The organism is Sporosarcina sp. P1 (genome assembly GCF_002743155.1).
GTDB classification, from domain to species: domain Bacteria; phylum Bacillota; class Bacilli; order Bacillales_A; family Planococcaceae; genus Sporosarcina; species Sporosarcina ureae_B.
Genome location: NZ_PDYS01000033.1, coordinates 1 through 9,168 on the forward strand (window position 1 = coordinate 1; position 9,168 = coordinate 9,168).

The 9,168-nt window shown below is 43.8% G+C and carries 13 protein-coding genes; 4 read left to right on the top strand and 9 right to left on the bottom strand.

All coding sequences use genetic code 11. From position 1 onward, the window contains the following. Positions 1 to 575 precede the first annotated feature (575 nt). Positions 576 to 920, top strand: a complete 345-nt coding sequence (locus tag CSV73_RS15975; protein WP_099628063.1) for a spore coat protein GerQ — start codon at positions 576 to 578, stop codon at positions 918 to 920. Between the two features lie 34 nt (positions 921 to 954). Here CSV73_RS15975 and CSV73_RS15980 read toward each other — a convergent pair whose 3' ends face one another. From CSV73_RS15980 to CSV73_RS16000, 5 genes are all read right to left on the bottom strand, one after another. Further along, positions 955 to 1,335, bottom strand: a complete 381-nt coding sequence (locus tag CSV73_RS15980; protein WP_085132657.1) for a DUF423 domain-containing protein — start codon at positions 1,333 to 1,335, stop codon at positions 955 to 957. Positions 1,336 to 1,434: 99 nt separating this feature from the next. Further along, complete coding sequence (locus CSV73_RS15985; protein WP_099628064.1) at positions 1,435 to 1,698, bottom strand: YwdI family protein; 264 nt, start codon at positions 1,696 to 1,698, stop codon at positions 1,435 to 1,437. Beyond that, positions 1,695 to 1,871 carry a uracil-DNA glycosylase gene (locus tag CSV73_RS16815; protein ID WP_083034898.1) on the bottom strand — a complete coding sequence of 59 codons (177 nt, stop codon included), beginning with the start codon at positions 1,869 to 1,871 and terminating at the stop codon, positions 1,695 to 1,697. Before CSV73_RS16815 ends, CSV73_RS15985 begins: the two co-directional genes overlap by 4 nt. A gap of 23 nt (positions 1,872 to 1,894) precedes the next feature. Next, positions 1,895 to 2,572, bottom strand: a complete 678-nt coding sequence (locus CSV73_RS15995; RefSeq protein WP_099628065.1) for a uracil-DNA glycosylase — start codon at positions 2,570 to 2,572, stop codon at positions 1,895 to 1,897. Between the two features lie 5 nt (positions 2,573 to 2,577). Further along, positions 2,578 to 3,333, bottom strand: coding sequence for a DUF4230 domain-containing protein (locus tag CSV73_RS16000; protein ID WP_099628066.1), 756 nt, complete (start codon positions 3,331 to 3,333; stop codon positions 2,578 to 2,580). Between the two features lie 195 nt (positions 3,334 to 3,528). On the opposite strand from CSV73_RS16000, the gene thiD reads away from it, so the two are divergent. From thiD to bshB2, 3 genes are all read left to right on the top strand, one after another. Next, a complete protein-coding gene (gene thiD, locus CSV73_RS16005) occupies positions 3,529 to 4,362 on the top strand; it encodes a bifunctional hydroxymethylpyrimidine kinase/phosphomethylpyrimidine kinase (RefSeq protein ID WP_099628067.1) in 834 nt (277 codons plus the stop codon). A gap of 125 nt (positions 4,363 to 4,487) precedes the next feature. After that, complete coding sequence (locus CSV73_RS16010) at positions 4,488 to 4,838, top strand: YojF family protein (protein ID WP_085132652.1); 351 nt, start codon at positions 4,488 to 4,490, stop codon at positions 4,836 to 4,838. A gap of 13 nt (positions 4,839 to 4,851) precedes the next feature. Beyond that, on the top strand, positions 4,852 to 5,526 hold the full coding sequence (bshB2, locus tag CSV73_RS16015; protein ID WP_099628068.1) for a bacillithiol biosynthesis deacetylase BshB2: 675 nt from the start codon (positions 4,852 to 4,854) through the stop codon (positions 5,524 to 5,526). 41 nt (positions 5,527 to 5,567) lie between these two features. Here bshB2 and CSV73_RS16020 read toward each other — a convergent pair whose 3' ends face one another. From CSV73_RS16020 to CSV73_RS16035, 4 genes are all read right to left on the bottom strand, one after another. Then, a complete protein-coding gene (locus tag CSV73_RS16020; protein ID WP_158232365.1) occupies positions 5,568 to 6,677 on the bottom strand; it encodes a hypothetical protein in 1,110 nt (369 codons plus the stop codon). Between the two features lie 45 nt (positions 6,678 to 6,722). Continuing rightward, positions 6,723 to 7,370 (bottom strand): YczE/YyaS/YitT family protein, encoded by a 648-nt coding sequence (locus tag CSV73_RS16025; protein ID WP_099628070.1) that lies wholly within the window; start codon positions 7,368 to 7,370, stop codon positions 6,723 to 6,725. A 76-nt stretch (positions 7,371 to 7,446) separates the two neighbouring features. After that, complete coding sequence (ybaK, locus tag CSV73_RS16030; RefSeq protein ID WP_099628071.1) at positions 7,447 to 7,932, bottom strand: Cys-tRNA(Pro) deacylase; 486 nt, start codon at positions 7,930 to 7,932, stop codon at positions 7,447 to 7,449. A gap of 113 nt (positions 7,933 to 8,045) precedes the next feature. Continuing rightward, the gene (locus CSV73_RS16035) at positions 8,046 to 8,615 is read right to left on the bottom strand and encodes a hypothetical protein (protein ID WP_099628072.1); all 570 of its coding nucleotides are present in this window, start codon (positions 8,613 to 8,615) and stop codon (positions 8,046 to 8,048) included. Positions 8,616 to 9,168 lie beyond the last annotated feature (553 nt).

The window sequence follows — 9,168 nt, forward strand, 5'->3', positions numbered from 1 at the left end:
CCATTCCAATTCACAATAGAAACACTAGTGAAGCGAAGTGGAAGGCGGCGACTCGGGGAGGATCAGCTCGACAGGTAAGACAACCAATAGGAAGCGAAGCGACCTGGTTGGCTTACCGCGAGCCCTCCCGAACGCGTCCGCCTGGAACGTAGCGTAACGCTACCTTCCCCCAGACCTTGAACTCCCCAATCCAATTCACAATAAAAACACTAGTGAAGCGAAGTGGAAGGCGGCGACTCGGGGAAGATCAGCTCGACAGGTAAGACAACCAATAGGAAGCGAAGCGACCTGGTTGGCTTACCGCGAGCCCTCCCGAACGCGTCCGCCTGGAACGCAGCGTAACGTTACCTTCCCCCAGCACTTGAACTCCTCTCCAAAAAACATCATTCATACCCACCACCCTTCCAACATAAGATACAACCAAGGGGGTTTTGCTTTAGCTGTCATCGCGACAAAAAAAGGGAATAAAAGCGCTTGCCCGCTTCACACAGGCTACTTCAGCACGCAACGCACCTTTCCCTCGCCCAACAAGACTGCCCGCAAGTAAAACTAACAGATCTGGAGAGGATGTTGAAATGGTTCAATATTATTGGAATCCTGGCTATGCCCAGCAACAAATGGTACCACCACAAACAAATATACAGGGGAACGTACCAACTACACCTTTTAGAGAGCAGTCGTACATCGAGAATATTTTACGGCTTAACAGAGGAAAACCCGGCGTCTTTCATTTTTCATTCGAGCATGCGGTAGAAGCAGGCAAAAACACGATCGCTGTCACAGGTATGGTAGAAGCTGCAGGACGCGATCACGTCATCCTCAGCCAAGCCAATACAGGGCGACGCTATTTATTCCCTATGATCTACTTCGATTATGCGGAGTTCCCAGAGGAATTAAATTACTTCGACCAAACGCCATAAGAAAAAACCGCTCATCTTGAGCGGTTTTCCTTTGTTATCTTCCGAATTTCACTGCCGCAATGATCAACATAATCCATCCCGCGATGAATGCAACGCCACCAATCGGTGTGATAGCACCAAGAATTCCGATTCCAGACAAGCTGAGTACATACAGGCTTCCTGAGAAAATAACGATACCAGCTAGAATTAAATAGCCAGCCCATGATAGTTGCGTCGATGGTCCAAGCAATGCGTTGCTCATCAAAATACCGATTGCGAGTAATGCAATCGCATGGAACATCTGATATTGTACCGCGGTTTCCCAGACGGCTAAGTAATGTTCGGACAGACGATCTTTCAATGCGTGTGCACCAAACGCCCCAAATCCAACTGCAATCGCGGCATTAATAGCTCCTGCAATAATAAAAAACGGCATAATTATTCCTTCTTTCTAACGAATATTGTATACCCTGTTTCCAGTCTACCATAGTAAAACACGTAGACATGACAGGTGTTTGAACGGTTTGTGGCGCTATCAGAAATCAAATAACGACTCACCGTTGGCATCTTCTTCACGTAATGGTTGCTCGCTCAGTGACGTAATCGGCGTTGCATGTACAGTGCTCATTTGTATAGCTTGCGGGATGGCCGGTGCAGATGGTCTGTCATCACCGAGCATCAAATTACATAACGTCTGCACAGCATAAATGGCTTCTCTTCGCGTCGCCTCATTCTGTGTTTGTTTCGCCAAGCGTACTTGTTGCTCCATTTCTCCAAGCAATTGTGCAGCTGTGATCATCGCATTTTCATCCCCTTTTTCGGTTCGAATTTCATACACTCCATACCAGAAGAGCGCTTTACCACTATAGATGGCAACATTTTCGTCTTGAATCCATATGCCTTACAGCCCCGCGGACTTGCCGGGTCCCAAGTTGTATAAAAGAAGATACAGTCGAAGCAATTGACTGCCATCGTTACACATCCTTTCTAGTTATTCACTTGATAGTCTTCGCCCAATCAATTGGCTCTCTTCCCCACTTGCGTAAATAATCATTCGTTTTAGAAAACGGCTTACTGCCAAAGAATCCTCTAGATGCACTGAAAGGACTCGGATGAGGCGATTCGATAATGGCATGACGTCTGCGATTGATCAATGCCGCTTTTTCTTGCGCATGTCTTCCCCATAAAATGAAAACAATTGGTGCACTGCGCATCGACAGTTTACGAATGACTTCGTCCGTAAAGAGTTCCCAACCTTTTCCGCGATGCGAAGCAGCTGCTCCTTCGCGCACAGTCAATACCGTATTCAATAATAATACACCTTGTTCGGCCCATCCTGTCAACATTCCTTCAGTCGGAACATCCATTCCAATATCTGATGATAGCTCTTTGAAAATATTGCGTAAACTTGGTGGCATTTTCAAGCCAGGCTGCACAGAAAAACTCATACCATGAGCCTGTTTGGGCCCATGATACGGATCCTGGCCCAAAATCACGACTTTGACATCCTGAAAAGGCGTCAATTTAAAAGCTGTCCACATATCAGACATTTGTGGATAGATGATGTGATTTGTGTATTCTTCGCGAAGAAAAGTACGCAGCTCCTGATAATACGGTTTATCGAATTCATCTTTTAATATGTGATCCCAATCATTACGAAATTCTGCTACCATATGCATCACTCCTTAAATTCAATATCTAGTTGATAGCCTGCAAATGAAAACATATCTTTTAGTGTTTTTACTGCATTTTTCTCTGCGGATTCCAGGACACCTTGTTCGGATGCCTCTTCCATTATTAGCGTTTTGGCTTCATTCGCTAATTCATAGCCTTCTTTAATGTCTGCTTTTCCACGAAATAATCCTTCTACAGAATAGACTTCCACTTTATCGAAATACAATTCTGCACCACCGACGAATTCAGCTTTTGGTATCGTCAGCTCAATACGTTTCTCTTCTTCGTCCACTTGCATATCCTGCTCGGTGATTTCACTTAGATCAATTCCGGCCTTGATTGAACCTGGAATGACCACTAATAAATTCCGCTTCGTTCCAGGAAAATTAACACCGATGTTTTTACCGAACAATTCATTGTCAGTACGTTTGACGAGCACTTTCGTATAAGCTTCCGCCGTTGTCAGTTCCTGTAGCTCTTGGACACGCTCGACAAATGCCGTCTTTTGTTCTGAAAAAGTAGAGCCCAGTTGCATTAAATAAAAGCCTGCGATTGGCAGGATAATAAGTGCGGCGACCAATAGTACCATTAATAAAATATATGTTGTTCTCCACGAAGACCATAAAGTAAAGGCGAGTTCGAGAATTCCTCCTCTTCGCTTCCGTTTGGTCTTTTTCCGTCCAGTGAATGTCACAGCGGCTTGAGCATCAGCCTTCGTCCAATCTTTCTTCTCTCTCTTAGACGATTCATGCTTACTCATGGCTCACATCCTCTCGTATGATCCAACACTCCGCTTCTATTTGTACGTTCTGTAGAATAATAGGTTTCAATGGCAAAACCTGTACGTATTACAAGCTTCCTAGACTTTCATCATACCCGAGTTGTTTGTATTTCGACAATTAGTTGTATACTATACGTAACAACAAAATTTAGTAGGCAAAGGAGACGTTTTATTATGTCATTGAAGAAAACCTTAACGATTGCAGGCTCGGATACATCAGGCGGTGCAGGTATTCAGGCGGATTTGAAAACTTTTCAGGAGCACGGTACGTATGGCATGACGGCAGTGACAGTGATTGTCACGATGGATCCCGATCAGAATTGGTCACATAATGTTTATTCATTGCCAATCGATGTCGTAAAAGCACAATTGAAAACGGCATTGTCTACTGGAGTCGACGCTATCAAAACAGGCTTGTTGAGTACAGAAGAAGTCATTCAAACGGCAGGTCAGGCAATTGATGAATCCGGTTTGAATCACGTGGTGATCGACCCTGTCATGGTGTGTAAAGGGGAAGATGAAGTATTGAATCCCGGTAATACGGATGCGATGATTACATATCTCCTGCCAAAAGCAGAAATCGTTACGCCGAACTTATTCGAAGCGGGACAATTAGCTTCTATGAAAACACCGAAAACAATCGAAGACATGAAAGTAGCAGCACAGAAAATTCATGAACTCGGTGCACGTAATGTCGTGATCAAAGGTGGTAAACAACTCGATCATGAAGAAGCGGTGGATTTATTCTACGATGGATTGACGTATACATTACTCAAATCAAAAAGATCCGATACGTATCATAATCATGGTGCGGGCTGTACATTTGCAGCCGCTATCACAGCCAATTTGGCGAATGGCTTGTCGATTAAAGACGCGGTTATTCAAGCGAAGCAGTTTGTCACAGCAGCAATCGCACACGGCTGGAAGCTTAATGAGTATGTAGGACCTGTCATGCACGGTGCGAAAAATCAGTTCGACGTGCCACAGGTAGAACTGCAGGAAGTATAACACATGCGTAAAAGGTGCACTCCGACCTTTAGTGAGCCGTCTAATCGCATTCAAACCTCAATATCTATATACTACTTAAATAGAAAGATTGCAGCGAAATGACTGCAAGACTTAGGAGGATGAGTATGGAATCTGTTGACGTGAAACATTTACAAGAGTTACTGAACTCCTTTGCCAATAAAGATGTCTACATACATTTGGAAACGACAAATGGATCGTATGCTTCTCATTTCCAAGAAGGATTTTTCAATGCGGGCGCGTTTATTCGTAATGTCATTATCCGTTACGAACTTGGCAAAGTGGCAGGCGAATCCCCGCACCGTGTCGGTCTGAAGTTGCCGAGTGGCTGGATTTATGCACAAGGGATCACACATTATACAGTCGACGAGCATAATCGTTTACTGATGGCGGGACTTGGACCTGACGGAAAGCTTGCGGTAGCGCTTGAAATCAGTGAAACGCCATTTGCTTATTAAGAAGGGAGATTATTTGATGTTGCAAAAAGAACGACATGTACTCGTTGTATTCCCTCATCCCGATGACGAATCATTCGGCACCGCCGGAACGATTGCAGAATATATTGAAATGGGCGTACCTGTGACGTATGCTTGCTTGACACTCGGCGAAATGGGTAGAAATCTCGGTAATCCTCCTTTCGCAAACCGCGAGACGCTTCCACAAATCCGTAAACAAGAATTGCTGGATGCGTGTGATGCGATGGGATTGACAGATTTACGCATGATGGGACTTCGCGACAAAACGATAGAATTTGAAGATCCTGAAAAACTGGTTAACATGATGACTGATCTCATTGATGAATTACATCCTTCATTAGTCATCTCATTCCACCCGACGCTTGCTGTACATCCCGACCACAACGCAACAGGCGTGGCTGTGATTGAAGCGATGAGCCGTATGCCAGAAGCGAATCGGCCGCTACTGTATATGAAAGCATTCGATAATGATACGTTGAATCAACTTGGTGAACCGCATGTTGTGCACCATACACCTAACGTAGCAGATAAAAAGATTGCCGCATTACGCGCACATGCCTCCCAGACGGTTTGGATGTTACCCGACATGGAAAAACGATGGGCTGCAAACGATCAGGATGCACTTGACTGGTTGTATAATGAAGCCTTTTATATTCATAAATTCAAGTAAAAAACCGCAAATTTGCGGTTTTTTTTATATCTTATACAAAATCATTTCTCTTCAATTGCTTTAATAAACGCATATAAATCCTGCAACTTCTTCTCAAATGCTTCCACGTTTAACGCACGGTCCATTTGAATTCTTGCGCTGTTTTGTGATTGCACAGCGGCTTGCATCTGACTTCCCGCTTCCCCAATCACCGTTTGATAACGACGTCGTATATCGTCAATTTGCTTTTCCGCTTCTTCATCTTCTGCACATAACGGCACGATATCGACCAATTCATCACGCGGACTTTCTGCATCGTAGGCATGGGGTTGCGTCGAATCAAACAGACACACCGATAACTCCGGAAACAGTACTAAATCGATACTTGCCGGATCCAATCCGCACCAACCGTACAGCACATCTAGCCCACGTCGCTGTGCTTCGTCTCCTAACGCTCGCATCATCGTCGACTTGCCTGTGCCCGGTAAACCCTTGATCAGAAAGCGACGTTTCGTACGTTTCGTGATAGACGGGATGAAGTCATGTGCGCTGCCAGCTGACAATGAACCGACAATCCGATGCGAAACATGGGCGGGTTTCGTTAGTTCAATCGTTCCAAATAATTGTTGCTTTAATTCTTCCGTAATTTCTTCGTGGCGAGGCCAATCCATACGGGCAATATTAACTACTTCCCATTCATCATGAATCGCTTTTGCTCGTTTTAACTCTTTCAACGACTGACTAAAACGTGATCTTTCTTCTTTCAACAAAGCACTTACTTCGTCATGCCGGTCGAGTAGCTGATCTAGGTGATAGACGTCATAGAAACAAAAGACTTTATGGCGTTTGCCAAGATCTGTCGGCTCGAATGAAATCGGATGGGATGCCTGCAAGATGAACAGTTCCAGTCCTTTAACGAAAAGTGCATCGGTTTTATCCACATGGCCAGGATTCATGAATCTATCCACACTATAGCCCCTATTGACGAAGTAAACCGCCAAGTCATTGAACACTTGCGATAACGAATGCGTAGGCAAACACTTCAAAAATATGGTCTTCTTTGATTCCACGAGCAACTCCTCATATTTATGCTGCACGCCTTGTCCTGTATAAGCCGTTCCCATATATTCTGTAATATGTCCGTATATATTGACCATCCTTTCTTTCTTCATTTCATCATATGTATAGGTAAATAAAAAAAGCACAGCCGAGTGGGCTTATGCTCCTTTATAGTGTAATAAAACTTTTTCGTCTGTTTGATGCGTGATCTTCAATAACATTTTCTTGCATTGTGGTAAGGCGATCTGAATGATTTGACCAGTGAATAGGACGACAACCAATGTACCAATTCCTACTGGTCCACCAAGTAAGAAACCGATAAGTGTGGCAATGGCTTCTATCGTAGTCCGTACCAATCGAAGACTCCAGCCAAACTTTTCAACAAACAACAGCATCAAGCTGTCACGTGGTCCAGCACCAAGATTCGGTGATACATATATTCCTACCCCATACGATAGGACGAATACACCGATGATGAAAAAAATAATTTGCGCAGTCAATGAAGTGACATCAGGTAAAAGCCAGTTGAAAAAGTCGATAAATAACCCGATGATCAACATATTAAGCCATGTACCTACTCTCGGCCATTGCCTCAAGATAATCGATGTCACCGAAATGATAACAAAACCAGATATAATACTCCAGGATCCAATCGTTAATCCGAAGTTTTGATACAAACCAAGATGGAGCACGTCCCATGGAGCAATCCCAAGCCGCTGACCTTTAATCATCAACGAAATGCCAAGCGACATAATCATCATTCCCCCGATGAAAAATATCCATCGCCAAGCTAATAAATTACGCATATACATTCTTCTTTCTTCTAGTTATCAGTGTCTTCATTGATTCATTGTAACAGAAATCAACAAAGTTGTTGTGTCCTTACTTTACAACGTCACTGAATTTCGCTTTTGCGACATGTGCTAAGTCCTGTGGCGCCAATTTCATTTGCAATCCGACTTTGCCCGCACTGACATAAATACAGTCGATTGTTTCGGCTTGTTGATCAATGAATGTCGGTAACTCGCGTTTCATACCGATTGGCGAACAACCGCCACGGACATAGCCTGTTTCTTTCGTCAATTCCTTCATAGGTAGCATTTCGACTTTTTTGAAACCAGCTGTTTTCGCTGCTTTTTTCAAGTCTAGCTCGTCCGAAACGGGAATGATATAGACAAGCAAGTCTGTTTTACTCGCCATGGCAACGAGCGTTTTATAGACGTGAGAAACCGGTACATTCGTTTTATTCGCAACTGAAACCCCATCATTATGTCCGTCATCCGTTTGATAGCTATGAATTTCATAGGGTATCTTCTCGCTTTCGATGATGCGAATTGCATTGGTTTTCGGTAACTTCTTCTTTGACATATGTAGGACTTCCTTTCTCTTCGTATTAATAGAAAGCTAGCAAAATATAAATCATCGAAAAAGCCCGTTTACTGAGTTACAGCAAAACAGGCTTCACTTTCAATGGAATCAAATCATACGCTGACATTCATTTGTGGCTGATTCATTTCGTACTGATTCATTCGGGCTTGATTTTGTATTTGATAGACGGAAAATGCATGGCTATATTGCTGTTGCATTCGATTTGGTCTGTCAGTTGTAATCGTACTGTCAACACTCTCCATTTGATCACGTATAGTTTTGGCTCGGTTATGTAACGCCAATTGTAGTTCAGCTTGTGTGATCTTCGCTGATGCATTACTGGCTAGTTGATAATCCGCTGTCGTTGGTGGTGATTCAGAGTATGCCTCTTTGCGGACTTTACGCCATAAATCAATCGTTTCATCCAAGTTGTTGCCGAGTGGAATCGAAATATTTTTCATCTGTCCTGCGCCAAGCTTTTGGAAGTCTTTTTGCGTTTCTTCAAGTTTTTCCATTGGTTGCGAGTTTCCGCGCAGCAATGCCACTAGTTCATCTTTGGTCTTTTGCGTCTGTTCACGGAAATCTGCTTGACGTTCATACGCGTTTCCGGCATTCTTTCTACGGACTGCGTCATACCGATGCAGTTGTTCGGCGGCGCCCGCAAACCCTATTACAGCATTCATGGTATCCACCTCCGAATAGAAATTTTCTACACGTGTAGCTAGTATAACTAGTTTACGCAGTAATGCGTGAACCGCCAATCCATCTAAAGATTGGATTCGCGCAGGTTGGTGTTTTCATTTTATCCACTCGGTACGCATTTCATACTATATGGATATGCAAGTCGGGCGGTATTTACTAGTGTTTGTTATGGGAATATGTGTAGTATAAGTACCCTTTTTCGTATGTGATCAAACAAAGCTATTCACTGATTGATGTAGTGTGTCGTGGAAAGTGCTGAAGTTTAAGATCGAATGGTGTTTGTAATGAATAGTTAGTTTAGCGCATGGGATTGAAGCTCCAGCTGGCGGACGCTTTCCCATGGGCTCTCGGTGAGCCAACCAGTTCGCTTCGCTCTCTTTTGGTTGTCTCTCCTTTCGAGCTGATCCATCGGGAGCATTCCTGTTTGTTTAGTGGAGCCCTATTGAAATAGAAAAGTCCCCTTGGTATGATTCGGGGGTGTCAAGGCATTGAGGGCTTGACCCCTAATTACAACCAAGGAGGACTCACATGAAT